Genomic DNA, 22,153 nt, shown 5'->3' on the forward strand with positions numbered 1-22,153 from the left:
GCGGGAAGGGGGCACGTCCAGGTGAATGCGCCGCTTGCGCTCCTATGGGGAGCGGAGCATGCGCTGCAGTTCGATGGCGTTGCCTGTCGCGTGACCCATTGCGGTGTTGTCGAAGATGCACCACGCCTGTGGTGCGCGCCGCAAGCGCCGGGCCACGCGTTCGAGCACCGGTGACGGGTAGGCGTCGTAGTACGTTCGCGGCGATCCATGCAGCCTGAAGTAGATGCGCTGGCGGTCGCCGCCGGGGAGCGCGGCGCGCGGCACGCGTGCCGGATCGGCCGCCACGCGCGAGACCGCCAGTTGACGCAGTGCGTGGTCGACACTTCCGGTGAACCACGAGGCGTGGCGGGGCTCGCACGCCAGCGGACCGTCGTGGTGTTCGCGCAGGTGCTCGAAGAAGGGGAGGGCGACTGCCGGGTCGAACACCAGGCTTGGCGGCAGCTGCAACAACAACCAGCCCAGCTTGTCGCCGAGTTCGGCAACCTGGTCCAGGAACGCGGTTACCAGCCCATCGCAAGCCTGCAGTCGGCACTCGTGACTGATCGCCTTGGGCATCTTGGCGGCGAAGCGGAAGTGCGCTGGCACGCTGTCCGCCCATCGACGCCAGGTCGCCGGGCGGTGCGGGCGGTAGAAGCTGGAGTTGATCTCCGCGCAGTCGAACACCTGCGCGTAGCGCTCCAGCGTGCTGCCTTCGGTCGGAAACGCCGCGGCGTGCGCCTTGGGGATCGACCAGCCGGCGCAGCCGATGCGGATGGCGATCACGCCATCACCCACCGAAACCCGTCGCTTCCCGCGGGAGCCCGCGTGTGGGCCCCTGCGATTGGCGTACCGCCCGTGCAACGCTCAGCCCTTCGGCTTGCGGAACCGGTACATGAACTGGTCGGTGTGCCCGCGGATCGACTTGTCGAACACCTTGATGTCGTGCGGATCGGCCGGGTTGCGCAGCGCGTCGCTCTCACCGTCGAACACGAAGCCCGCCGACTCGGCCTGCTTCCGGACGATGGCCGGGTCAATGCGATGCAGCGTGTCGGTGTCGCGCATGCCCGAGCCGGCCGGCGCGACGTGGTCGATCACGATGAAGACGCCGCCGGGCTTGAGCACCTTGTAGACCTGTTTGTCGAGCACCACCGGATCGACGTTGCCCATGAACTTGTCCGGGTAGTCGTGGTAGTTCTGCGAGGTGAACACCACGTCGACCGATTCGGGCGCATCCAGCTTGGCGGCCGGCTGAGTCAGCACGCTGACGTTCGCGTAGTGCGGCTGTTGGGCGAGCTTGCGCAGGTTGGCCACGTCCGACTGCGACTCGGCGGCGTACTCGTTCGGCCAGAGCGCGTAGACGTGGCCCTTGGGTCCGACCACGCCGCTGAACACGCGGGTGAAATAGCCGCTGCCGGGAATCAGTTCCAGCACCTTGTCGCCCGGTTCGACCTCGGCGAAGGCCATCACCTGCGCGATCTTGCGGCGGGCGTCGTCGGCGCGGTCGGCCTGGCGACCCGGGTCGTTGATCGCCGCGGCGAGGTACGGCGGCTGTGCGTGTTGCGCGGCGGTCTGCGCGGCGGGTGCGGCGTGCACGGCCGGCAGGGCGATGGCGATCACGGCGGCGAGGACGAGCGTGCGCATGTCAGGCTCCTTCGGGGTTGGGTGTGCGATTGTGCGCCTGGCGCGGCGGCAGGATGGCCGTGACTTCTGGGGGAGGGCGCGGCCGTCCCACGCGGCGTTTCCCGATGGGCGGACACGCTGAAAAAGCCCGGCCGGAGCCAGGCTCGCCCGGTTTCGCCGATCCCGCTTCAGGCCATCCCTGGCCCGGCCCGCATCCCTGCCCGTACGTCCGGGTTTGCGCTCAGTCGGCGCCACCCGAGGAGTTCGGCGTGGTCGAGGTCGGCGGCGGCATCGCCGTCGACGAGGCCGGTGGCATGGTGGCCGGGGGCGTCATCGCGGTGGATGCAGGGGGCGGTGTCATCGGCGTGGTCGGCTGGGTGGGCGTCATCGCCGGCGCGGTCGACGGGGCGGCTGCGCCCGGCTCGGCGTTGTCGTTGGTGCCGTGGTTGCAGGCGGCCAGCGCGAACGTGGAAGCCAGCAGCAGGCTCCAGCACAACAGGCGGGTCTTCATGGGCATGCTCCTCCGATAAATTCGGTCAGTGCGGCTGGGATACGGCGCGGGTGACTTCCTGCTGCAGCGAACGGGCGTCGGTGCGCTCCAGGTCCGCCAGCGAGACGATGCCGCAGAGGGCACCCTTGGCGTCGACCACCGGCACCCGCCGGATCTGCTGGCGTTCCATCAGCTTGGCGCAGTCCTGCAGGCTCGCGTCCTCCTTGATCACGATAGGCGGCGCGGTCATGCAATCCTGCACGCGCACGTCCAGCGGATTGCGGCCGGCGGCGAGCGTGCGCACGACGATGTCGCGGTCGGTGATCACCCCGATCGGGTGGCGGTCCAGGTCGACTACCGGGATCTCGCCGACATCCTCGTCGCGCATGGCGCGGGCGACTTCATCCAGCGGCGAGGTGGCCAGGCAGAATTTCGGATTGCGGGTCATCACGCGGTCGAGATCCATGGGTACTCCGGGCGGCGGCGAACGGGGACGGATGGATGTTCCTCGCGCCCGGTTGAATGCGGTGTGCGCGGACCATGAAGGGGGCGTTTAATGGCCGTCTTGCCGTTGCTCCTGTTCCTTTCCCGGAGGGAGCGGATCTGTCCTTCCCGCAGGCAGACGGACTGGGTGCGCGCGCTAGCTCAGCGCCGTCGGCTCATCGAACGGCAGTGGCGTGCCGCCTGCGCGAGCGAGCGCCGGCTCGGCGCGCACCAGCTGTTCCTTGTCGCCGTCCAGCACCACCAGGACGCGGCCGGCCTCGATCTCCTCCTCGAATTTGCGCCGCACCGGGTCCGGCACGGAGGCGCCTACCAGCGCACCGGTCCAGCCACCGGTCAGCGCGCCGGCAACGGTCAGCCCGGCCACGCCCGCCACGGTGATGCCCACGGGCGGGATCGCCACGGCCACCAGCCCGGCCAACAAGCCGACCGCGCCACCGCCGACCACGCCGCGCAGCGCGGCAGGATAGAAATCGCTTCCGGCTTCCTTGTGCTGCTCCGGTGTCGCCTCGAGTTCAATGTCGGAGCGGGCGATCAGCGAGATGTCCTCCTCGGGCACGCCTGCGGCGCGCGCGGCCTGCATGACGGTCCTGGCGGCCTCGACATTGGGTGTGCTGAACACATGGCGGGTTTTCATGGCGCTCCTCGCGAAGGGAATGGCGGGCGCGGGGACGGCCCATCGTCATCCTTGTGGAGCGCGGGTTCGCGGGGCGTCGGCTGCGGGTGTCCATGGCGTGAGCGCGGCCGTACCATCGGGGCCATGGAGCTTCCATTCCCGTCCGACGATCCGCCACCGGTTCGCCCCAGCGAACCCGATCCGGCCGACTGCTGCGGCGAGGGCTGCGTGCATTGCGTGCTCGATCGCTACGACGAGGCGCTGGAGCGCTACCGCGCCGCGCTCGCAGCCTGGCAGTCGCGCCATCCGGAGGTTCCTCGGCCCTGATGCGATGTCGCCCTGATGCCGACGTCGATCCTGTTAGTCTCCGGGCATGCCGTCGAACACCATGCCCGTGATGATCGCCGGCGCCGGTCCGACTGGACTGGCGGCCGCGTTGTTTCTTGCCCGACGCGGCGTTCCCGTGCGCATCGTCGACAAGGCGGCGCCCAGCCTTCATTCCAAGGCATTGGCCGTCAATCCGCGCACGCAGGATCTGCTGGAAGACACCGGCGTGACCGCGCGCATGCTGGCCGAAGGCTGGGCCGTGCAGGGACTGTCGCTGCACCAGAGCGGGCACGAGGACGTAGCCGTGCCGGTCTCGCCCCTGCTCGACACCGAGCGCTCGCTGATCTCGCTGCCCCAGTCGCGCACGGAAGCCCTGCTGGCCGACGCGTTGCGGGCGCAGGGCGTCACCGTCGAGCGCGGGGTGAAACTCGACACGCTGGCGCAAGGCGAGGACGGCGTCACGATCCACCTGGTGCATGCCGACGGCAGCGTCGAACCCACGCAGGCGCCCCTGCTGTACGGCGCCGACGGCGCGCACAGCACGGTGCGCCAGGCACTTGGGCTGGCCTTCCCTGGCGACGAACTGCCCGAGCCCTGGCAACTGTGGGACCTGCACCTGGCGACGCCGCTTGACCCGGATCGGGTACATCTGTTCCTGCTGCCGGACGGCTTCCTGTTCGCGCTGCGCGTGCGCGAGGACATCTGGCGCGTTATCGGCAACAGCCGTGCGCCGTTGGACGCGCTGCCCGCCGGCACGGTGTGCGGTGACGTGCTGTGGCAGTCCCACTTCCACATCGCGCATCGCGTGGCCGAGCGTGCCGGCGTGGGACGCGTGCTGCTGGGTGGCGATGCGGCGCACATCCACTCGCCGCTTGGGGCGCGCGGCATGAATCTGGGGATCGAGGATGCCTACGTGTTCGCCGACTGCGCGGCGGACGCGCTCAATGGCCGCCTCTCGCGCCTGGCGAGCTACGCGCAGTTGCGACATCCGGTGCATCGGCAGGTGGTCCGGCGCGTGGGTGCACTGACCCATCTGATGCAGGGCCGCCCCTCGACCCTGCGCGAACTGCGCGACGTCCTGGTGCCGCGACTGGTGCGTTTCGGACCCGCGCGGCGCCAGTTCCTGCGTGTGGCCGGTGGCCTGGATCACCCCGTCCGCACGCGCGGATAGGGCGGGCAGTGTAGGGTGGACGCCAGCCCACCCGCGTTTCGCACGTGACACCGGTGGGCCGCCTGCGCCGGCGACTGCAGCGATCGGACGTCCGAACGTGCACTGGCTCGCGTTTGCCATGCCGTTGCGTTGATCGCGCATCGGGGCGCCTGTAGATTCGTTCAGGCCATTCGCTCTCGGGGGAGTTCGTATGAAGAAGTTTGCATGGATAGCCGGCGGTGCCTTGCTGCTGGCCGCATGTGGGGGTTCGCAGGACACGCGCGTGCCAGTGGCGCTGGGCAGCCTGGTGACGCCGGCCTCGGCGCCGTGGCTGCAGGTCGAGCAGGATCAACAGGACGTCGAGGTTCGCGGCCTGGAGGATTCGCTTACGCTCAAGCCCACGCCGCCGGTGTCCGAGGTGCTGCAGGCGCGCCTTCGCCATGCGCTGGAGCCGGCCTATTTCACCGATCTGGTGGTGCATTGCGAGCAGGTCTTCGCCGAGATGCGCGTGGACACCGAGGCCACGCCGGCCAACGTCACGCTCGAGCTGGGCACGCACTGCGCCATCAATGCACGCGGCCTGGGTTCGGACAAGACCTATCACGTCTCGCCGTCCATGCCCGCGCCGGCCCGGGGCGATTACGCCAAGGCGCTGGCCGCCCTGCTGGCCACCGGCGCCGACGACATTGCGCGGCAGTTGCGCGCGGACGTGGGATCCACGCCGCACTGATGCCCTTTCAGTCCTGTGTCGGCATGAACTGCCGGCGCAGGTCCAACTGCCCGCGCCGCATGACCGGCGTGGGGAAGCTGTCCGGCCAGGTGGCGCTGTAGTCCAGTTCGGCATCCAGCAGGTCGCGCTCCACCAGCAGCTGCACCATCGCCAGCGGATCGGCGCAGGCCAGCACCTTGCCCAGCGACGAGGCCGGCGCGTGCAGTGCGTTGACGCGTTCGACCAGTGCTTCGATCACGTTGGCCGGCATCTCCCAGTGCCGCACCGCGCGCAGCGACAGCCGCGCGCCGATGCGCATGCAGCCCGCCAGGAACACGGGCGAGAACGGCCCCAGCGACGGCGGCGCCTCCTGGTCCAGCAGGCGCACGATCGCGCCGGTGCCGGTATGACAGACCATTCCGGCCAGGAACGCCTCGAACGGATCGCAGCCCCCATGCCGGCCGAGGAAGGCGGCGGCATGCGCGCAGCGCTCGGCGTGCTCCCACAGCCATGGTCCGGCCATATGCCCGCGCATGCCCGCGCTGGCCTGCAGGATCGGCTTCATTACGTGCAATGTGGCGACCCGGCGCAGGGCATCGCGCCCGAGCAGGACCACGGCGTGCTGCAGACTGTGGATCGGCTGCGCCGAACGGAAGTGCGCGCTGCCGGCCACGCGCATCACTTCGCCCACGAGCACCGGATCGCGGCCGATCAGCGCAGCCAGCTGCGATCCGGCCAGGTTGTCGTTCCTCAATGCGCGCAGCAGCTGTGGCAGCACGCTGGGCAAGCGCGGCAGCCCGCTGACGTCGAAGCGCTCGCCGATCGCCTCCAGCCGCCGCAACGTAGCCTGCTCGGGGCCGCTGGCCGTATCGCTGACGGCCGCCGGAAGGCCCAGCACGAAACGATGAAAACGGTCCTCCACCACCGTCAGCGGTGGCGCCATCTCGCACACGGGCGCGTCGGCCACCACCGTCACGATCGGCGGGGCGGGGGCAGGGCGGCTCGGAACTTTCCTCGCGGCGAAAAGACGCCGCCACATGGCGATCATCCGGATGCAGGTTCCATGGCGTGCTCCGCGCTGTATCGGCAGTCCGGCGGGGAAATGTAGCCGTCCCATAACCCCGTTCGCGCCGAGCGCAGCCGGAGCCGGAGGCCCGCCCCGCGCGGACACTGGCAATGGCCGCCCCGCGGCCCCACATCCAGGGAACTCCGCGCAGGACCTCCCGCATGATCCCCTTCTCGATACTCGACCTGGCCCCCATTACCGAAGGCAGCGACGCAAGCGCCGCCTTCCGCAACACGCTGGACCTTGCCAGATTGGGCGAGCAACTGGGCTACCGGCGTTACTGGCTGGCCGAGCACCACAACATGCCCGGCATCGCCAGCGCCGCCACGGCAGTACTGATCGGCCACGTCGCCGGTGGCACCTCGACCATCCGCGTCGGCGCCGGCGGCGTGATGTTGCCCAACCATGCGCCACTGCAGGTGGCTGAGCAGTTCGGCACGCTGGCCGCGCTGTACCCGGGCCGCATCGACCTGGGACTGGGCCGTGCCCCGGGAACCGACCAGGCGACGATGCGTGCGCTGCGCCGCTACGGCGACGCGGCGGAAACCTTTCCCGACGACGTGCTCGAACTGCTGCACTACTTCGAACCGGCCAGTCCCGGCCAGGCGGTGCGCGCGGTTCCAGGCGCGGGCCTGGACGTGCCGGTCTGGCTGCTGGGCTCCAGCCTGTTCAGTGCGCGCCTGGCCGCGGCGCTGGGGCTGCCCTTCGCCTTCGCCTCGCATTTCGCGCCTGACGCGATGGACACCGCGCTGTCGATCTACCGCCGCGAATTCCGTCCGTCGCCGCGGCTCGCGCAGCCACACGCCATGCTTGGGCTCAACGTCGTCGCGGCGGACACCGATGCCGAGGCACGCCGCCTGTTCACCACGCAACAACAGAGTTTCATCAACCTGCGCCGCGGCCGGCCAGGGCTGGTACCTGCGCCCATCGACGACATCGAGAGCTACTGGACGCCTACCGAAAGGCTCGGCGTGGAACGCGCGCTCGCGTGCGCCGTGGTCGGTGGCCCCGCCGCCGTGCAAAAGGGCCTGGCCGACTTCATCGCCCGCCACCAACCCGACGAGCTGATGCTGACCGCCAACATCTTCGATCACAACCTGCGGCGGCGCTCCTTCGAACTGGCGATGCAGGCCCGCGAGCACCTCGCCACCTGATCGCTCCCCGGAGGAGCGCACCTGCGCGCGACCGCGAGCCACACCACGCGATCGCATTCCACCTTTGCAGGAGCTCACCTGTACGCGACCGCGAGTCCCCGCGATCGCGCCCCGCGCCTCAAACCCTGCCACGCTCCGGCTCGCCCCGTGCCGCCTGCGCGAACATCCACGCCGATCCCCCGAACAACGCCACGAAGAAGCCGTTCAACAGCACGATCTCCGCAGGCTCGCTCCAGGGAAGCCCAAGCCCCTCGACCAGCGCGAACGCACCGATCAGCCCCTGCGCAAACGCCATCGCCGCGAGCGCCCGCGCCATCCCCCTGGGGTGCAGACGCGCGATGGCCGCGCCGATGACGCCGATGGCCACTACTCCGAAATACATCCGGTTGGCAGGATCGCCATCGGCCCCGATGATGCCGACCCCCAGGCTGAGCCATACCAGGAGAATCGTCGCCACCAATGCCACGCAGGCGGCCGAACGGAACGTGCTGAGGTGAACAGGTGCGCGCATGACGTGCCTCCGCTGGGAGCTGTCCGTTTTGCTTCTTCCACGCAAGGTCAGGCGTGCTCGCCCAGCAACCCGCGTGCGATGAACTGGGCGAGGGTCGTAGCGAATGCCAGGCCGATCAGGAAAAGAACCCACCGCATCCGAAGCCACGGTGCGCGCAGCGTGGACCACTGCGCGGTCAGGTCGACCGGATAGGCGGCGCAGTAGGCCACGTTCGCCATGACCGCGAGCAGGAACAGCTGCAGGAACAGGTCGAGCGAAACCACGCGCCCGAAAGCGGCGGCATTCGCGACGAAAATGGTCGCGACGACCACCAGCAATACCAGGTTGTAGACGATCCGGTGGCGCTCCCAGTAACGGATGGCGTCGCCGATGACCTCGTGCATGTCCTGATGCTCCATGGATGCAACCTCGCTTTGGGTTGAACGACAGGGCAGAGTCGCCCGTTGATCGGAGGGCTCATCGGGTGGCTGTCTTGCGTTCCGGCTCCGTCACGCACGCCTGGGGCAGGCTGCCGAACCGGCGATTGCGCCGATGGAACGTCTCGACCGCGTCGGCAAGGTCGCCCCCGGTGAAATCCGGCCACAGCACGCTGGAGAAGAGCAGCTCCGCATAGGCGCACTCCCACAGCAGGAAATCGCTTAGCCGTTGCTCGCGTCCGGTGCGGACCAGCAGATCCACGTCCGGCGTGCACGGGTCGCCGTGCTGCGAACGCGCAAGCAGCTGGCGGAACTGCTCGCGGCTCGGTGCTGCGCCTGCGTGGAGCGCGGCCGCCGTGGTGATGGCGTCGCGCGAGGAATAGTCCACTGCCAGTCGCAGGTCGAGCATCCGGCCGCCTGCGGTCGTTGCTTCAGCCTGCTCAATGGTCCTTACCAGCGCTGGGGAAAGCCGATCACGGCGACCGATCACGCTCAGGCGAACCCCTTCGCGGCGGCAAGCGTCCACCTCCGACGTGAGGAAATTGCGGAACAACGCCATCAGCGTTGCGACTTCCGGTGCCGGACGGCGCCAGTTGTCCGAGGAAAAGGCATACAGCGTCAGCGTGGTGATTCCCAGCCGCGGCGACGCCTCCACCACGCGTCGCACCGCGCCCGCGCCCGCCCGATGGCCACGGGTTCGCGGCCATCCCCGCTCCTCGGCCCAGCGGCCGTTGCCGTCCATGATGATCGCAACGTGCAGGTTGTCCATATCCGTCAAGTACTCTGCAATGTAAAGTTGAGGCGCGCGCCAAACTGCCGCTCCCGTACGGTCAGTCGCCGATGCGGGTTGCGGCGATCAGCGCTTCCATGTGGTTGAGGTAGGACTCCAGGGCTTTGCGGCCCTTCGGGGTGATGCGGAATTCGGTGCGCGGGATGCGCCCCTCGAAGCCCTTGTGGCAGGCGACGTATCCCGCGTCCTCGAGCTTGCGCGCGTGCACGCTGAGGTTGCCGTCCGTCGTATTGAGCAGGCCCTTGAGATCGGTAAAGCCCAGCCGGTCGTTCACGGCCAGGGCGCTGATGATCCCCAGTCGCAGCCGTTCGTGGATCAGCCGGTCAAGATCCACCGTGCGTTCCACCGCACCCTCCACCGGCACCAGGGCCGGGCGGCTGTGCAGGTTCTCTGCCTTGGCGGTCGATCGCTTAGCCACCGTACTTTCTCGCGATGAGCACGCCGAACACGACGTGCAGGCCACCGAAACCCAGACCCAGGCAGACTGCCTGCACCGGCGGCGCCGTGAAGAGCGCGATCGCGCCCAGGAAAAGAAAGAGGATGCCCATCAGCGGCACGATGCGGATCGAGAACGTGCCGCCGGCAATCACGGCCGTGCCGTACAGCAGCAGCCACATCCCGGGAAGCAGCGCATCCAGCCCGGCGCGGAACAGCACGATCGTAAGGAGCGCGGCCACGAAGATCGCCGGCACGAAGCCAAGCGCAAACTGCCGCGCAGGGCGCGACAGCAGAGGGACCCCCTCATTGCGCGCCTTGACCAGCACCCCGAGCAACCCGACGGCCACGGCGATGGCAGCGGTCGCGAGCCAGGTCACCAACCACGCGAACCTGCTGTGCTGCGCCGGCGCGATGATCGCCGCCGCGAATCCGGCCAACCCCATGAAAACGCCACCCCAGCCGGGCACGGCGGTAAAGGAACTGGCGCGCTCCATGGCATCGCGGATGTAGAGAAGATTTTCCGCGGCGTGCTCGTGCAGCGACACCGTGCTTCGCAAGTGGCGGTTGTCCATGCCGGCGAGGCTAGGCTTGGCGCAGCACGGTCGTCAAGTACTTTGTCGTGAAAAGTACGGGTAACCTGCGAAACGAAGCGTGGCCAAGGCACACGTCGCGGGAGGTCAGCCATGCAGGGGCCTAACGCCAGGCGGCGAAGCCGTCCGCCTTGAACGAGCGGTCAGGCCACGCCAGAAGCTACGTCACCCGCTCTTGGATGAATAAACGCGGTAGACCATGTAGAACACCGGCGGAAAGACCAGCGCGATCGCAAAGACACCCAGACCGCTCAGTTGCCCGTGCTCGGAGAAGGCCATGCCCACGATGAAGCTATACAAGCCGATTGCGAGGTAAGCGAGCACAACGAGCCTCGCGACTTGTTTGTCGACTAGAAAGCAACAGATCGCCAGGGAGAGCACGGAGAAAGTTGCCCAAGCGTAATAGGCGGGATTGGACAGGAATGCGGCAACATTCCCGAGGGCGTGCATCGCGAGCAACGAGCTGGCAACAGACTTGTTCAATACCTGCTCTCCACAGCCTGGCGCCTGAGTTCAGCGGGGGCGAAGCCGTCCGCCGTGAACGAATAGTCAGGCCCTGACCGGGAGGAACGACAAGCAGAACCCGGCAGCTCCTGCGACGGCAAGATACGTGAGGCTTTCCGTAGGCGGAAGAACGAGTCCGTGCTTGGCCAGAATCACGAGGTTAAAGGGGATTACCCAGAAGGCAGCCCACACTGCGGCGAACGCGGCTAGCCCCAGCGATGGGAGCGAGAGAATCGGGACGCAATGCTTGCTGCGTGCAGCCGACGCCTGAAGCGGCCCGATAAGCGCCGCCAACACTATGGCCGGCGCTGCGCCGAGAGGTAGTGCCTCCCACAGCGACAACGCCCATGCGCCTGTGCGAATTGCTGCCACGAGCCAAACGACAACGACGAATGCCGCGCCGACCACCGCCGGCTGCCACAGCCCGCGCACAGACCGAGCGAGCAAGCCTCGTGATCTCATTGGCGGTGTAACCGCATAAGGGGCCTAACGCTGGAATTGAGCGGCGGCGTAGCCGTCCGCCTTGAACTAGTTATTAGGCTCACGGAGCCTGTACGCGAATGACGGGCTTACCGCCGCGACAAAACAGCTCGTAGCGTTTCCCGTCCTCGAAGGTTTGTACCACGGTCGGTGGCCCGTCCACATAGATATAGCCAGGACAGTTGTACCCAATCTCGCGCCCGCCCGGAGCGATATAAGCCAGCTTTACCGGCGCAGAGGGGAAATAGTCGTTGCCCACGGAGACTAGGCCTGAGTCCACATCGAGAGGCTTGTCACCTTGGACAAAAAGCAAGGTGGCGGCCAGCTCTTTGGATGCCGGAGTCGTGGGCTTGAACGCAGTGCAGCCTGGAAGAAGCGCCAAGGCCAGGAGAAAAAGTGGGATTCGACTCATAGCCTAACGCTGGAGTTAAGCGGCGCCGCAGCGGTCCGCCTTGAACGAATTGTTAGGCCGTCTCTTGATCGCCACCAAGGTCGTTGGTAACCCGACCCCAGTCGATGTAGCTGACTACCATGGGCCATTGAGAAATACGTGATTTGAGCGCGTTCCGTTCGGCGACCACCCATCCCATCGCGGCTGCAGCTGCTGCAACGGCAAGCGGAGGAAGCTCGTAGTAGAGGCCGAAAGCAACAACCAGGGCCAAAATGAGGCCGGCGAGCCAGAGCCAGCGGGCAACCGACGCCGCGCGCTTCAGTCCGGCTTCGGTGCGCAGTGATTGCCACCGATTGAGCAAATATTTAGTAGCTGGATCCATAAGGCCCCTCTGCCTAACGCTGGAGTTAAGCGGCGGCGAAGCCGTCCGCCTTGAACGAGTTGTTAGGCCTACCGAACTGCATAGGTCGCCAACTCGGGTGTGACGAGCATCCTGTAGGTGCGTGGACGCCACGCTTTGCGGGCCGCCGCACTGATGTTCGCCTCCGGCAGAGCGCTGCGGATGATGAAGGATGCTGCCGGCTGGCCGCCCAAAGAGCTAGGCGCCGACCAGCCGACGAACTGCCACCCCTTTTGAGCGGGAAGCTCGAACAAGGAGGGGCGCTCCCCCAAATCTCCGGATGAGACCGTGATTAGGAGACGGACATCTGGGCAGGAGGCGATCGTGCCATCGCATTCGCTGACAGCGACAGGCGCGGCATACACGCGAACAATGTAGGGCTGCGGCTGCTCTGCAGATGCGGCGGTGCGAGCGAGTTCCTCAGACAAGCCCAAGACGCCAGCCAGCTCTGGCTTCTTCAGTGGCACGAGATCTTCGGCTACGGAGGCCGTTGATAGCAGCACCAGCAAGAGCAATGCGTATTTCATTAGAGGCCTAACACCTGAATTAAGCCCAGCCGCGAAGCGGCTTCGGCTTGAATGAATTGTTAGGCCTCACCAGCGGTTGCCAGTTGTGGGTGCCTTTCGTAAGCGTAAAGGCCGCCAAAAATAATTGGGGCTAGGGCTGCGTAGCAAAGCCATATCCAGGGCGATTGATCCACGAAAAATGTCCAATTTGGCTTGGCGCCGAAGGCGAGTGGAATGACACCAATAAACACTAAACCATCCAGCACGAATGAAAGGATGATCCAGAACAGGATGAGCCTGATGGCCTCACGTCGGGCTTCACCGTGATTCGGCTTCGTGCCGCGAAAGTAGGTGTACGCCAAACCTGCAAAAACCAGCGGCATGAGCGTGAACGTAAGCACCCACATTACCGTTGGTTGAGTAAAGGTTGACCAGCCAACCGCCGTGGCGATCAAGTAACCAACGACGAATGTTGCGATTGCTCGACTCCAACTCTTCATTAACTTTCCTTGTAGGGCCTAACGCTGAAGTTAAGCGGCGGCGAAGCCGTCCGCCTTGAACGAGTTGTTAGGCGCTCACGCACCAACCTAACCCATGCTCATTTGGAAGACGAAAGGCAGAAAGGGGGGGGAACTTTCGTTCTGATGCCGCGATATGTTTTTTTGAAACATTGTGCCTTTGGGCTATCTGTGTCCGTGAGTACATCCTCAACCAACGCATATTTTTCGTCGTCGCGGTGCGTGATGACGAGCATCAGTTGCACTGGGGCGCCGGCAAGTGCATAACATCCGTCTTTTTCGTCGAGATGATTGTGATTGTTGAACTGGATAAACTCATCTGCGTAAGTTTGATAGTCCTTGCTGTCCTTGTGTGCCTCCCAAGATACACGCGCCTCGCTGTAAGTCGGCACGACAGGGCTCGCGACAGCGACAATCGCTAGACACAGAGCCAAGATACTTATCTGGATTCGCATAGGTGCTCCCCTTGGTGCCTAACGCTGGAGTTAAGCGCGGCGAAGGCGTCCGCCTTGAACGAATTGTTAGGTGCCATTCGCCGCCGCGCGCGTCCGTTGGCCGAGGAGGGAGAAAGTAATGTGGCGCCCATCGGGGAGCGTGAGCTCGAACTGATTGTGCTTGTTGAAGCCAACTGATGACACCCATGCAAGATGGGACGCTGTCCGAGGGATGTCCGTAAGCTGCTTGTATAGCTCGCCAAGCGTAACAACCCGAACCAACCCACCCTTTCGGTAGAACCCAAGGACAGGCTGAGAAAGCGGTGCATCTAGTGGTAGCAAGTTTTGGCCGTCGTAGCCAACGACGGCAGAAATGCCGTCGTCCGCGACGAAGAGCCACCGATGCCATCCGGCCAGCGACCACAGCAACCTTTGGGTCGCTTGATTGCGCGCGACGGTGGTGTTCTCTGCTGGGTCAGTGGTTGCGCAAATGCGCTTGGATGGCGAGCAAACGGTTTCTGCGTGCGGTGGTGGCAGCGGGGTGTCGGCGTAGGCAACCGTCGACAACAGCGCCAGCGTCATAAGAGTCAGAGCGATATGTTTCATGGCACCTAACGCTGGAGTTAAGCGGCGGCGTAGCCGTCCGCCTTGAACGAAATGTTAGCCGCGTTGCGCAGATGCACCAACAGCGACAACCAAGGCTGGTGAATTTTCGAACTGACGCAACGTGTCTGATAGATGCATATGATCAAAGCTCTTCCCGAGCTGATCCATGGCCTTCGCGGCATGGAGCAAAAAGCCAGCAATTTCCCTGAGCTCCGCGGAGGTGGCCGACAGGGTCGCCTCGGAAAGCTCCAGCGGAACCTGCCGTTCTGGAGTAGATGAGAGATGGCCAAAGAGCTTCATGCCCAAGAACCTCCGATACGGCTAACGCCTGAGTTAAGCGGCGGCGCAGCCGTCCGCTTGAATGAGTAGTTAGGCCCGAAGACGGGCCACCAACGCAGCGATGAAGGCGAGCTGCACAAGTACCACGCAAGTGTAGAACCGCCAGCCTGGCGGTGTAGGGCTCGTGGCTGCGACCGCACCGTAAGCCTTGGAGTAAAAGAACGAGTAGGGAATGAGCGCTACGAAGATGAAGAGAACAGCCCAGAGAGCACCCAGGGAAGACGAGCAGACGAACGTGAGGACGTACGTAGGGATGCCAAGAAGCTGCATGCGCCGAGTCTCTCGCTTGCTCAGCTCGGTGTAGACAAGCACCTGTGGCTCCTTGTGCCTAACACCAGAATTAAGCCGACCCGCGAAGCGGGTTCGGCTTGAATGATTTGTTAGGCCTCACAGCCGCATGCCCAACCAGATAACCGCTTCAGTTGAGGCGGATACGACGGGCGTGAGCACGCTAGGCCAAAAGGTACCAGTACGGAGGTGGCCTGCAAATTGGTCGTGGTGCTGCCGCTCTTCCGCGACAATGGCGGAAATGGCTGCAACGGCCGCCGGATCATGGCCCCGAAGAATGGAAAGCTGGTGCTCGAGGTGCTTGAGAACAACACGCTCGACCGCGACCGTGGTGGCCGCGATGGCGGTGGACCCAAAGAGGCCAGTGAGGACACCAAGCACAAAGCCACCCAAGCCGCACAACCAATAGCTGCGACACCGTGGACGCCCACGCTGCTGTAACTCAGCGCCAAATATGGCTCGATGCCGTTGCTCATGGGAGCGGAACTCAATGAGCTCGCCGAGCAACGCGCGGGCCGTGAGGCGAGCCATGAAAATCTGGCCGGTATAGATGCTTATAGCGCCGTGCTCGCCAGCATGGTTGACCTTGATGATGCGGTCACCCAAGTCAGCGCTCATCGATTTGGCGAAGACTTCCATGTGAGGCCTAACGCTGGAGTTAAGCGGCGGCGAAGCCGTCCGCCTTGAACGAATTGTTAGGCGCTGACCGCATCTCTACGACACGAAGTCGAAAACTACGCGGCCACCTCCGGATGCAGCGATGGCGCGCAGGTCCGTGGCGGTGACGCCCGCGACGTTGCGTAGAGTCACTAGGCCGCCGCCGGAGTTGGCTGAAGCGGCTATTGCGCGTAGATCCGTTGTTGTGAAGCCGCGGGCGTTCAGAATCATTCCGCCGCCGGCAGCAGCGATTGCCCTTAGGTCTGTAACCGTATGCGACATGGCGTTCTCCTTGCCTAACGCTTAAGCCGAAGCCGCGAAGCCGCTTCGGCTTGAACGAACTTACTAAGCGGCAAACCTACCTGTTGTGCTGAGCGAAGACAATTAATTTCCAGCGGATCGTTCCTTGCGCTGGAGTGTGTTGATGATGGTTTTGCGGAGGGAAAGGGTTGCCCTTGTTCGAAGCGATCTCGTCGCCGCACCCCTCGCAGCGATATACGCCGGAGTTAACGCAGGTGCTGCCAGGCGAATAGAGATTGTCGTACTCCGAGAGGTCGGACTTGTTGAGGTACTTGTCATACTTGTACTGAGCCATGTTCGGTGCCCCGGTAAGCCAGGATTGGCTCATGCACTAGACCATCAGTTCGTCTCACGACCTGCGACTGCCTAACGCCCGAATTAAGCGGCGGCGAAGCCGTCCGCTTGAATGAAGAGTTAGGGGCTTGCACGATGCCACGCCTAAGCAAACAAGCCAGCGTGGATCAAGCCCCACCGCAGGCAACGCTAGCAGCTTTGCTATCCTGGCGCTTGCCGCCAGCAAGGTGGGAGTTGCGCTGCAGATACAGTGGCGCCGACGGCAGGGATTGAACCTGCACCTGCGGAGAAGCCCCGCAGGATCGCTGTAGCGATACGTTTACCGATTCCGTCACGTCGGCAGAGAGGGCTTTTGAGCGCCTAACGCTGGAGTTAAGCGGCGGCGAAGGCGTCCGCCTTGAACGAATTGTTAGGTGCCATTCGCCGCTGCGCGCGTCCGTTGGCCGAGGAGGGAGAAAGTAATGTGGCGCCCATCGGGGAGCGTGAGCTCGAACTGATTGTGCTTGTTGAAGCCAACTGATGACACCCATGCAAGATGGGACGCTGTCCGAGGGATGTCCGTAAGCTGCTTGTATAGCTCGCCAAGCGTAACAACCCGAACCAACCCACCCTTTCGGTAGAACCCAAGGACAGGCTGAGAAAGCGGTGCATCTAGTGGTAGCAAGTTTTGGCCGTCGTAGCCAACGACGGCAGAAATGCCGTCGTCCGCGACGAAGAGCCACCGATGCCATCCGGCCAGCGACCACAGCAACCTTTGGGTCGCTTGATTGCGCGCGACGGTGGTGTTCTCTGCTGGGTCAGTGGTTGCGCAAATGCGCTTGGATGGCGAGCAAACGGTTTCTGCGTGCGGTGGTGGCAGCGGGGTGTCGGCGTAGGCAACCGTCGACAACAGCGCCAGCGTCATAAGAGTCAGAGCGATATGTTTCATGGCACCTAACGCTGGAGTTAAGCGGCGGCGTAGCCGTCCGCCTTGAACGAGTTGTTAGGCGCCGTTTGCGGCCCCGCAGCTCTGCTGCTTATTTGTGACGTACACACCGCGGACTTTTGAAAGCGTCACTACTATCGGAGCGAGGTCACCACCAGGGCTGTACCAGAGCCAAAGTGTGTCAAGGTCCGAGCGAGGATTACCACGGGCTTCGGGAGGACCCATGATGGCTATCACCTCACTTTCAGTGGCGCCAGGTTCAAGCTGTGCGCAGCTCTCCGCGGCGCGGCGGTACGCCACCGTGGAGCAAGAAGACAGGCAGAGCGCCATTACCACGACAAGAAGACGGAGTATGTCCATGCCTAACTAAAAGTAGATTTCAGAATGCAGTGTAGTCACGCAGCCTAACGCTACCTGCCTACATCCAGTTCGGCTTCTGCCTACCTAAATCAATGGCTTGTCCCGCCTTCGGCAGCCTAATCCGTCAGCCTAATCTGGCTACCTTTTGCGGAGCGTCGGATGGCATCCTTTCACGCTGTGGAGGGGCCCGCAAGTTTAGAGGGCGCCCAGCCTCCACGGTTGCTCGATCAGGTGCGGGCGCGCGTCCGGCGGTTGGGGTTGGCCCGCCGCACCGAAGAGGCGTATGTCGGTTGGGTTCGACGCTTCATCCTCGCCAATGACAAGCGGCATCCGGCGGATATGGGGGCGGCCGAGATCGAGAGCTTTCTGACCGGCTTGGCCGTGCACGGAAACGTTTCGGCGTCGACCCAGAACCAGGCGCTGTCGGCGTTGCTCTTCCTCTACAAGCAGGTGCTGGGCGTGGAGTTGCCATGGCTCGACGGCATCTCGCGCGCGAGGAAGCCGCAACGGTTGCCGGTGGTGCTGACGAGGGCGGAGGTCGCCGCATTGCTGGGCGAGCTCGCGGGTACGCCGTGGCTGATGGCCAGCCTTCTGTACGGCTCGGGCCTGCGGTTGATGGAGTGCGTGCGACTGCGGGTCAAGGACGTGGACTTCGGCCAGTCAGAGTTGACGGTGAGGCAGGGTAAAGGCGGCAAGGACCGCCGCACCATGCTCCCCTCCACGCTCATTGCGCCGTTGCAGGCCCAGCTGGACGAAGCCCGTCGGATCCACCAGCGTGACCTGGATGCGGGATTCGGGCGGGTCTGGCTGCCCGATGCGCTGGCGCGCAAGTATCCGCGGGCAGATGCCGAATGGGGTTGGCAGTACGTGTTCCCGGCGTCGGCGCGCAGCCACGATCCTCGCGACGGTCAGGAGCGTCGGCATCACCTGGATGAGTCGCGCCTGCAGCGTGCGGTCAAGCAGGCGCGGTTGCGGGCGGGGTTGGCCAAGCCGGCGACCTGCCACACATTGCGGCATTCGTTCGCCACGCATTTGCTGGAGGATGGCTATGACTTGCGCACGATCCAGGAGTTGCTGGGGCATGCCGACGTGTCCACCACTCAGATCTACACGCATGTTCTCAATCGTGGCGGGCGTGGGGTGGTGAGCCCGTTGGACCGGGGATGAGCGCGAGTTTCCCGCGAACCCCGGCCCTCACCCCGGCCCTCTTCCCGAAGGGAGAGAGAGGATCGAGCCGTTGGACATTCGCTCAGGCGGGGCGTCGGGCACCTAGCTGGACGAGGACCTCCTGCGCAGCGCGGATGCGTTCGGTGGCGCCGGGAAGATCCAGCGTGATCCTGAGCTTGTCCTGGCCGTCGAGTTTGTAGACGCGCGGCTGGCTCTGGATCAGGCGGATGATGGCCATCGGTTCGATGTCGGGTTTGTCGCGGAAGGTGATGCGGCCGCCGTTGGCGCCGAGGTCGAGTTTGCGGATGCCCAGCGGGGTGGCCATCAGCTTCAGGCTGGACAGCGCGAACAGGGTCTTGGTCGGTTCGGGCAGCAGACCGAAGCGGTCGATCATTTCCACCTGCAGGTCGCGCAGGCCGTCCTCGTTCTTCGCGCTGGCGATGCGCTTGTAGAGGGTCAGGCGCGTGTGCACGTCGGGCAGGTAGTCGTCGGGGATCAGCGCGGGCAGGTGCAGTTCGACTTCCGTCTCGTGCTCGGAGGAGAGGTCGAAGTCGGGCACCTTGCCGCTCTTCAGTGCGCGCACGGCGCGATCGAGCAGTTCGGTGTAGAGGCCGAAGCCGATTTCCTGGATCTGGCCGGATTGCTCCTCGCCAAGCAGTTCGCCGGCCCCGCGGATCTCCAGGTCGTGGGTTGCCAGGGTGAAACCTGCGCCAAGCTCTTCCAGTGAGGCGAGCGCTTCCAGGCGCTTTTCGGCGTCGGCGGTGATCGCCTTGCGGTCGGGCACGATGAGGTAGGCGTAGGCGCGGTGGTGCGAGCGGCCGACACGGCCACGCAGCTGGTGCAACTGGGCCAGGCCGAAGCGGTCGGCGCGGTTGATGATGATCGTGTTGGCCGTCGGGATGTCGATGCCGGTCTCAATGATGGTGGTGCACACCAGCACGTTGAAGCGCTGGCGGTGAAAATCGGCCATGACGCGTTCGAGCTCGCGCTCGGGCATCTGGCCATGGGCGATGCCGATACGCGCGTCGGGGATGAGTTCCTGAAGCTCGCGCGCGGTGCGCTCGATCGACTCGACCTCGTTGTGCAGGAAGTACACCTGGCCGCCACGCGAGAGCTCGCGCTGGAACGCTTCGCGGATGGTGGCCGGGTCCCACACGCTGATGAAGGTGCGCACGGCCATGCGGTGCGCGGGCGGGGTGGTGATGAGCGAGAGATCGCGCAGGCCGGCCATCGCCATGTTGAGCGTGCGCGGGATCGGCGTGGCGGTCATGGTGAGCAGGTCGACCTCGGCGCGCAGCTTTTTCAGCTGCTCCTTCTGGCGCACGCCGAAGCGCTGTTCCTCGTCGACGATCACCAGGCCCAGGTTCTTGAACTTGATGTCCGGCTGCAGCAGCTTGTGGGTGCCCACGATCACGTCGATCTGGCCGTCGGCCAGCCGCTTGAGGGCGTCGTTGACTTCCTTGGGCGACTTGAAGCGCGAGAGTACGTCGACCTTCACCGGCCAGTCGGCGAAGCGGTCGGCGAAGTTGCGGTAGTGCTGCTGGGCGAGCAGGGTGGTCGGCACCAGCACGGCCACCTGCTTGCCGGCGGTGGCAGCGGCGAAGGCGGCGCGCAGCGCGACCTCGGTCTTGCCGAAGCCGACGTCGCCGCAGATCACGCGGTCCATCGCGCGCGGTGCGGCGAGATCCACGAGCACGGCATCGATGGCGTGCTCCTGGTCGGGCGTTTCCTCGAACGGGAAGCTCGTGCCGAATTCCTCGACCATGCCGCGGTCGATGTTGATCGACTCGCCGCCACGCGCTTCGCGCTGGGCATAGATGGCCAGAAGCTCCGCGGCGACGTCGCGGACTTTTTCGGCTGCCTTCTTGCGTGCGCGTTCCCACGCGTCCCCGCCGAGCGAGTGCAACGGCGCCAGTTCCGGCGCGGTGCCGGAGTAGCGGCTGACCAGGCCCAACTGCGCGACCGGTACGTAGAGCTTGTCGCCCTTGGCGTACTCGATGACCAGGAACTCGCCTTCCATGCCCCCGAGTTCCATCGACACCAGGCCCTGGTAGCGGCCCACGCCATGGTCGACGTGCACGATCGGCGCGCCGACGGAAAGCTCGGTCAGGTCGCGGATGATCGCGTCCGGATCGCGCGTGGCACCGCGGCGGCGCTTGCGGTCGGAGCGCACGCGCTCGCCGTAGAGTTCGCGCTCGGTGAGCACGGCGATGGCCGGCTGCTTGAGTGCGAAACCCTGTTCGAGCGGCGCGACGCTGATCGCCAGTCGCGTGGCCGTCGTCGCGAGGAAGCCGTTCCAGCCATCCACCGCGTCGGGCCTGAGGCCGGCGGCGGCCAGTGTTTCGGCGAGCGCCTGGCGCCTGCCGGCCGAGTCCGCCGCGATCAGCACGCGGCCGGAGTAGCTTTCGAGGAAGTGGTGCAGCGGGGTGCCCGGCTCCTCGCCCTTGCGGTTGAGTGGCACCTCGGGTGCGGGCAGCGTGCCCGAGTCGACGGCGTGCTCGTGGCCGGAGGGGACTACCTCCACGCGCAGGCGCCGGTTGAGCTGCTCGCGCAGTTGTTCGGGCGAGAGGTAAAGCTCCGGCGGCGGCAGCACCGGGCGCTCGATGTCGTGCGCACGCTGGTCGTACCGCTCGGCGGTGTTGGTCCAGAACTGGTCGGAGGCCTCGGTGGCGCCTTCGCCCAGCACGAAAAGGGCGCCGTCGCCGAGATAGTCGAACAACGTGGCGGTCTGCTTGAAAAAGAGCGGCAGGTAGTACTCGATGCCGCCGGGCGTCACGCCTTCCTTCATGTCCTGGTAGAGCGGGCAGCGGCGGATGTCGATCGGGAAGCGCTCGCGCAGGGCGGCGCGGAAGTCCTTGGCCGCATCCTCGGTGAGCGGGAATTCGCGCGCGGGCAGCAACTCGACCCTGTCGACCGGTTGCTGCGAGCGCTGGGTTTCCGGATCGAAGCTGCGGATCGAGTCGACCTCGTCGTCGAACAGCTCGATGCGGTAGGGCTCGGCGGTGCCCATCGGGAAGATATCGATCAACGCGCCGCGCACGGCGTAATCGCCCGGTTCGGCCACCTGCGGCACGTAGCGGTAGCCTGCGGCTTCCAGGCGTCGCTGTTCGGCCGCCAGGTCGAGCTTCTGGCCCTTGGAGACGACCAGGCCCGCGCCGGTGATGTGCGAGCGCGGTGCGATGCGCTGCATCAGCGTGGCCACTGGCACCACCAATACGCCGCGGGTGACGGCCGGCAGGCGGTAGAGCGTGGCGATGCGCTGGGAGACGATCTCCGGGTGCGGGCTGAAGACGTCATAGGGCAGCGTTTCCCAGTCAGGGAAATGCAGCACGGGCAGGTCGCCGGCGAACAGGCGCAGCTCGTCTTCCAGCGCCGAGGCCCGCTGGGTGTCTCGCGTCACCGCCACCAGCAGGCCGGCGTGGTCGCGCGCCGCTTCGGCGATCAGCAGGGCGCGCGAGGAACCGTGGGGCGGAGTCCAGAAGCGGCGCTGCTTGGGGGTGGTGGGCAGGGGCGGGTGGGGAATCGGGGGCATGGGCATGCTTGTCGCGCCGGGAAATCGCGGCGGAAAGCAGGGGAGTTTAGCGCGACGGTCGTGGCTGCCGTGCAGGCGGCGCGCGGCCGTCGCAG

27 protein-coding genes and 1 tRNA gene are annotated in these 22,153 nt (G+C 65.4%); 5 read left to right on the forward strand and 23 right to left on the reverse strand.

The annotated features are described in order from the left end of the window. Positions 1 to 42 precede the first annotated feature (42 nt). The 5 genes from LQ772_RS05820 to LQ772_RS05840 form a co-directional block, all read right to left on the reverse strand. Positions 43 to 753, reverse strand: a complete 711-nt coding sequence (locus LQ772_RS05820; protein ID WP_231325936.1) for a DUF72 domain-containing protein — start codon at positions 751 to 753, stop codon at positions 43 to 45. Between the two features lie 90 nt (positions 754 to 843). Continuing rightward, a complete protein-coding gene (locus LQ772_RS05825) occupies positions 844 to 1,620 on the reverse strand; it encodes a class I SAM-dependent methyltransferase (RefSeq protein WP_231324867.1) in 777 nt (258 codons plus the stop codon). Positions 1,621 to 1,840: 220 nt separating this feature from the next. Continuing rightward, entirely contained in the window at positions 1,841 to 2,110 is a 270-nt protein-coding gene (locus tag LQ772_RS05830; protein WP_231324869.1) for a hypothetical protein, read from the reverse strand. 25 nt (positions 2,111 to 2,135) lie between these two features. Beyond that, positions 2,136 to 2,555: a CBS domain-containing protein gene (locus LQ772_RS05835; protein WP_231324871.1), complete on the reverse strand. Its 420-nt coding sequence runs from the start codon at positions 2,553 to 2,555 to the stop codon at positions 2,136 to 2,138. A gap of 174 nt (positions 2,556 to 2,729) precedes the next feature. Next, positions 2,730 to 3,227 (reverse strand): hypothetical protein, encoded by a 498-nt coding sequence (locus LQ772_RS05840; protein WP_231324873.1) that lies wholly within the window; start codon positions 3,225 to 3,227, stop codon positions 2,730 to 2,732. Between the two features lie 123 nt (positions 3,228 to 3,350). On the opposite strand from LQ772_RS05840, the gene LQ772_RS05845 reads away from it, so the two are divergent. The 3 genes from LQ772_RS05845 (at position 3,351) to LQ772_RS05855 (ending at position 5,413) form a co-directional block, all read left to right on the forward strand. After that, positions 3,351 to 3,533, forward strand: coding sequence for an oxidoreductase-like domain-containing protein (locus LQ772_RS05845; RefSeq protein WP_231324874.1), 183 nt, complete (start codon positions 3,351 to 3,353; stop codon positions 3,531 to 3,533). 46 nt (positions 3,534 to 3,579) lie between these two features. Beyond that, positions 3,580 to 4,704 carry an FAD-dependent oxidoreductase gene (locus LQ772_RS05850; protein ID WP_231324876.1) on the forward strand — a complete coding sequence of 375 codons (1,125 nt, stop codon included), beginning with the start codon at positions 3,580 to 3,582 and terminating at the stop codon, positions 4,702 to 4,704. A 190-nt stretch (positions 4,705 to 4,894) separates the two neighbouring features. Further along, positions 4,895 to 5,413 (forward strand): hypothetical protein, encoded by a 519-nt coding sequence (locus LQ772_RS05855; RefSeq protein ID WP_231324878.1) that lies wholly within the window; start codon positions 4,895 to 4,897, stop codon positions 5,411 to 5,413. Positions 5,414 to 5,420: 7 nt separating this feature from the next. Here LQ772_RS05855 and LQ772_RS05860 read toward each other — a convergent pair whose 3' ends face one another. Next, positions 5,421 to 6,431: an HDOD domain-containing protein gene (locus LQ772_RS05860; RefSeq protein ID WP_231324880.1), complete on the reverse strand. Its 1,011-nt coding sequence runs from the start codon at positions 6,429 to 6,431 to the stop codon at positions 5,421 to 5,423. A 188-nt stretch (positions 6,432 to 6,619) separates the two neighbouring features. Between LQ772_RS05860 and LQ772_RS05865 the strand changes: the two genes are divergently transcribed. Beyond that, positions 6,620 to 7,612 (forward strand): LLM class flavin-dependent oxidoreductase, encoded by a 993-nt coding sequence (locus LQ772_RS05865; protein ID WP_231324882.1) that lies wholly within the window; start codon positions 6,620 to 6,622, stop codon positions 7,610 to 7,612. 118 nt (positions 7,613 to 7,730) lie between these two features. Here LQ772_RS05865 and LQ772_RS05870 read toward each other — a convergent pair whose 3' ends face one another. The 16 genes from LQ772_RS05870 to LQ772_RS05945 all read right to left on the reverse strand — a co-directional run bounded on the left by LQ772_RS05870 (position 7,731) and on the right by LQ772_RS05945 (position 17,002). Continuing rightward, on the reverse strand, positions 7,731 to 8,123 hold the full coding sequence (locus tag LQ772_RS05870; RefSeq protein ID WP_231324885.1) for a hypothetical protein: 393 nt from the start codon (positions 8,121 to 8,123) through the stop codon (positions 7,731 to 7,733). A 47-nt stretch (positions 8,124 to 8,170) separates the two neighbouring features. Further along, on the reverse strand, positions 8,171 to 8,506 hold the full coding sequence (locus tag LQ772_RS05875) for a hypothetical protein (protein ID WP_231324887.1): 336 nt from the start codon (positions 8,504 to 8,506) through the stop codon (positions 8,171 to 8,173). A 73-nt stretch (positions 8,507 to 8,579) separates the two neighbouring features. Continuing rightward, positions 8,580 to 9,308 carry a di-trans,poly-cis-decaprenylcistransferase gene (locus LQ772_RS05880; RefSeq protein WP_231324889.1) on the reverse strand — a complete coding sequence of 243 codons (729 nt, stop codon included), beginning with the start codon at positions 9,306 to 9,308 and terminating at the stop codon, positions 8,580 to 8,582. 61 nt (positions 9,309 to 9,369) lie between these two features. Further along, entirely contained in the window at positions 9,370 to 9,747 is a 378-nt protein-coding gene (locus LQ772_RS05885) for a winged helix-turn-helix domain-containing protein (protein WP_231324891.1), read from the reverse strand. Further along, positions 9,740 to 10,339, reverse strand: a complete 600-nt coding sequence (locus LQ772_RS05890) for a hypothetical protein (RefSeq protein WP_231324893.1) — start codon at positions 10,337 to 10,339, stop codon at positions 9,740 to 9,742. Before LQ772_RS05890 ends, LQ772_RS05885 begins: the two co-directional genes overlap by 8 nt. A 183-nt stretch (positions 10,340 to 10,522) precedes the next feature. Beyond that, the gene (locus tag LQ772_RS05895) at positions 10,523 to 10,840 is read right to left on the reverse strand and encodes a hypothetical protein (protein ID WP_231324895.1); all 318 of its coding nucleotides are present in this window, start codon (positions 10,838 to 10,840) and stop codon (positions 10,523 to 10,525) included. A 965-nt stretch (positions 10,841 to 11,805) separates the two neighbouring features. Continuing rightward, entirely contained in the window at positions 11,806 to 12,114 is a 309-nt protein-coding gene (locus LQ772_RS05900; protein WP_231324897.1) for a hypothetical protein, read from the reverse strand. 68 nt (positions 12,115 to 12,182) lie between these two features. Further along, entirely contained in the window at positions 12,183 to 12,659 is a 477-nt protein-coding gene (locus LQ772_RS05905; protein ID WP_231324899.1) for a hypothetical protein, read from the reverse strand. 59 nt (positions 12,660 to 12,718) lie between these two features. Further along, positions 12,719 to 13,138 (reverse strand): hypothetical protein, encoded by a 420-nt coding sequence (locus LQ772_RS05910; RefSeq protein ID WP_231324901.1) that lies wholly within the window; start codon positions 13,136 to 13,138, stop codon positions 12,719 to 12,721. Between the two features lie 98 nt (positions 13,139 to 13,236). Next, positions 13,237 to 13,548, reverse strand: a complete 312-nt coding sequence (locus LQ772_RS05915; RefSeq protein ID WP_231324903.1) for a hypothetical protein — start codon at positions 13,546 to 13,548, stop codon at positions 13,237 to 13,239. Positions 13,549 to 13,677: 129 nt separating this feature from the next. Next, a complete protein-coding gene (locus tag LQ772_RS05920) occupies positions 13,678 to 14,196 on the reverse strand; it encodes a hypothetical protein (protein ID WP_231324905.1) in 519 nt (172 codons plus the stop codon). A 54-nt stretch (positions 14,197 to 14,250) separates the two neighbouring features. Then, on the reverse strand, positions 14,251 to 14,496 hold the full coding sequence (locus LQ772_RS05925) for an Imm32 family immunity protein (RefSeq protein ID WP_231324907.1): 246 nt from the start codon (positions 14,494 to 14,496) through the stop codon (positions 14,251 to 14,253). Between the two features lie 426 nt (positions 14,497 to 14,922). Next, complete coding sequence (locus tag LQ772_RS05930) at positions 14,923 to 15,462, reverse strand: demethoxyubiquinone hydroxylase family protein (RefSeq protein ID WP_231324909.1); 540 nt, start codon at positions 15,460 to 15,462, stop codon at positions 14,923 to 14,925. Positions 15,463 to 15,838: 376 nt separating this feature from the next. Continuing rightward, entirely contained in the window at positions 15,839 to 16,108 is a 270-nt protein-coding gene (locus LQ772_RS05935; protein WP_231324911.1) for a protein L, read from the reverse strand. Between the two features lie 217 nt (positions 16,109 to 16,325). Next, a tRNA-OTHER gene (locus LQ772_RS05940) sits at positions 16,326 to 16,415 on the reverse strand. A 68-nt stretch (positions 16,416 to 16,483) separates the two neighbouring features. After that, positions 16,484 to 17,002, reverse strand: coding sequence for a hypothetical protein (locus tag LQ772_RS05945; protein ID WP_231324905.1), 519 nt, complete (start codon positions 17,000 to 17,002; stop codon positions 16,484 to 16,486). A 516-nt stretch (positions 17,003 to 17,518) separates the two neighbouring features. Between LQ772_RS05945 and LQ772_RS05950 the strand changes: the two genes are divergently transcribed. After that, complete coding sequence (locus LQ772_RS05950) at positions 17,519 to 18,526, forward strand: integron integrase (RefSeq protein ID WP_231324913.1); 1,008 nt, start codon at positions 17,519 to 17,521, stop codon at positions 18,524 to 18,526. An 82-nt stretch (positions 18,527 to 18,608) separates the two neighbouring features. On the opposite strand, the gene mfd is transcribed toward LQ772_RS05950, so the two are convergent. Further along, positions 18,609 to 22,064 carry a transcription-repair coupling factor gene (mfd, locus tag LQ772_RS05955; RefSeq protein WP_231324915.1) on the reverse strand — a complete coding sequence of 1,152 codons (3,456 nt, stop codon included), beginning with the start codon at positions 22,062 to 22,064 and terminating at the stop codon, positions 18,609 to 18,611. Between the last annotated feature and the right edge of the window lie 89 nt (positions 22,065 to 22,153).

The organism is Frateuria edaphi (assembly GCF_021117405.1).
Lineage (GTDB): Bacteria > Pseudomonadota > Gammaproteobacteria > Xanthomonadales > Rhodanobacteraceae > Frateuria_A > Frateuria_A edaphi.

Excerpts from the sequence above, each read along its gene's own strand:
- LQ772_RS05900 (WP_231324897.1), bottom strand. The coding sequence starts at position 12,114 with ATGGATCCAGCTACTAAATATTTGCTCAATCGGTGGCAATCACTGCGC.
- LQ772_RS05950 (WP_231324913.1), top strand. The coding sequence starts at position 17,519 with ATGGCATCCTTTCACGCTGTGGAGGGGCCCGCAAGTTTAGAGGGCGCC.
- LQ772_RS05870 (WP_231324885.1), bottom strand. The coding sequence starts at position 8,123 with ATGCGCGCACCTGTTCACCTCAGCACGTTCCGTTCGGCCGCCTGCGTG.
- LQ772_RS05875 (WP_231324887.1), bottom strand. The coding sequence starts at position 8,506 with ATGCACGAGGTCATCGGCGACGCCATCCGTTACTGGGAGCGCCACCGG.
- LQ772_RS05850 (WP_231324876.1), top strand. The coding sequence starts at position 3,580 with ATGCCGTCGAACACCATGCCCGTGATGATCGCCGGCGCCGGTCCGACT.
- LQ772_RS05855 (WP_231324878.1), top strand. The coding sequence starts at position 4,895 with ATGAAGAAGTTTGCATGGATAGCCGGCGGTGCCTTGCTGCTGGCCGCA.
- LQ772_RS05930 (WP_231324909.1), bottom strand. The coding sequence starts at position 15,462 with ATGGAAGTCTTCGCCAAATCGATGAGCGCTGACTTGGGTGACCGCATC.
- LQ772_RS05845 (WP_231324874.1), top strand. The coding sequence starts at position 3,351 with ATGGAGCTTCCATTCCCGTCCGACGATCCGCCACCGGTTCGCCCCAGC.
- LQ772_RS05890 (WP_231324893.1), bottom strand. The coding sequence starts at position 10,339 with ATGGACAACCGCCACTTGCGAAGCACGGTGTCGCTGCACGAGCACGCC.
- LQ772_RS05935 (WP_231324911.1), bottom strand. The coding sequence starts at position 16,108 with ATGAGCCAATCCTGGCTTACCGGGGCACCGAACATGGCTCAGTACAAG.
- LQ772_RS05830 (WP_231324869.1), bottom strand. The coding sequence starts at position 2,110 with ATGAAGACCCGCCTGTTGTGCTGGAGCCTGCTGCTGGCTTCCACGTTC.
- LQ772_RS05880 (WP_231324889.1), bottom strand. The coding sequence starts at position 9,308 with ATGGACAACCTGCACGTTGCGATCATCATGGACGGCAACGGCCGCTGG.
- LQ772_RS05945 (WP_231324905.1), bottom strand. The coding sequence starts at position 17,002 with ATGAAACATATCGCTCTGACTCTTATGACGCTGGCGCTGTTGTCGACG.
- LQ772_RS05835 (WP_231324871.1), bottom strand. The coding sequence starts at position 2,555 with ATGGATCTCGACCGCGTGATGACCCGCAATCCGAAATTCTGCCTGGCC.
- LQ772_RS05840 (WP_231324873.1), bottom strand. The coding sequence starts at position 3,227 with ATGAAAACCCGCCATGTGTTCAGCACACCCAATGTCGAGGCCGCCAGG.
- LQ772_RS05920 (WP_231324905.1), bottom strand. The coding sequence starts at position 14,196 with ATGAAACATATCGCTCTGACTCTTATGACGCTGGCGCTGTTGTCGACG.
- LQ772_RS05925 (WP_231324907.1), bottom strand. The coding sequence starts at position 14,496 with ATGAAGCTCTTTGGCCATCTCTCATCTACTCCAGAACGGCAGGTTCCG.
- LQ772_RS05865 (WP_231324882.1), top strand. The coding sequence starts at position 6,620 with ATGATCCCCTTCTCGATACTCGACCTGGCCCCCATTACCGAAGGCAGC.
- LQ772_RS05910 (WP_231324901.1), bottom strand. The coding sequence starts at position 13,138 with ATGAAGAGTTGGAGTCGAGCAATCGCAACATTCGTCGTTGGTTACTTG.
- LQ772_RS05860 (WP_231324880.1), bottom strand. The coding sequence starts at position 6,431 with ATGTGGCGGCGTCTTTTCGCCGCGAGGAAAGTTCCGAGCCGCCCTGCC.
- LQ772_RS05905 (WP_231324899.1), bottom strand. The coding sequence starts at position 12,659 with ATGAAATACGCATTGCTCTTGCTGGTGCTGCTATCAACGGCCTCCGTA.
- LQ772_RS05825 (WP_231324867.1), bottom strand. The coding sequence starts at position 1,620 with ATGCGCACGCTCGTCCTCGCCGCCGTGATCGCCATCGCCCTGCCGGCC.
- mfd (WP_231324915.1), bottom strand. The coding sequence starts at position 22,064 with ATGCCCATGCCCCCGATTCCCCACCCGCCCCTGCCCACCACCCCCAAG.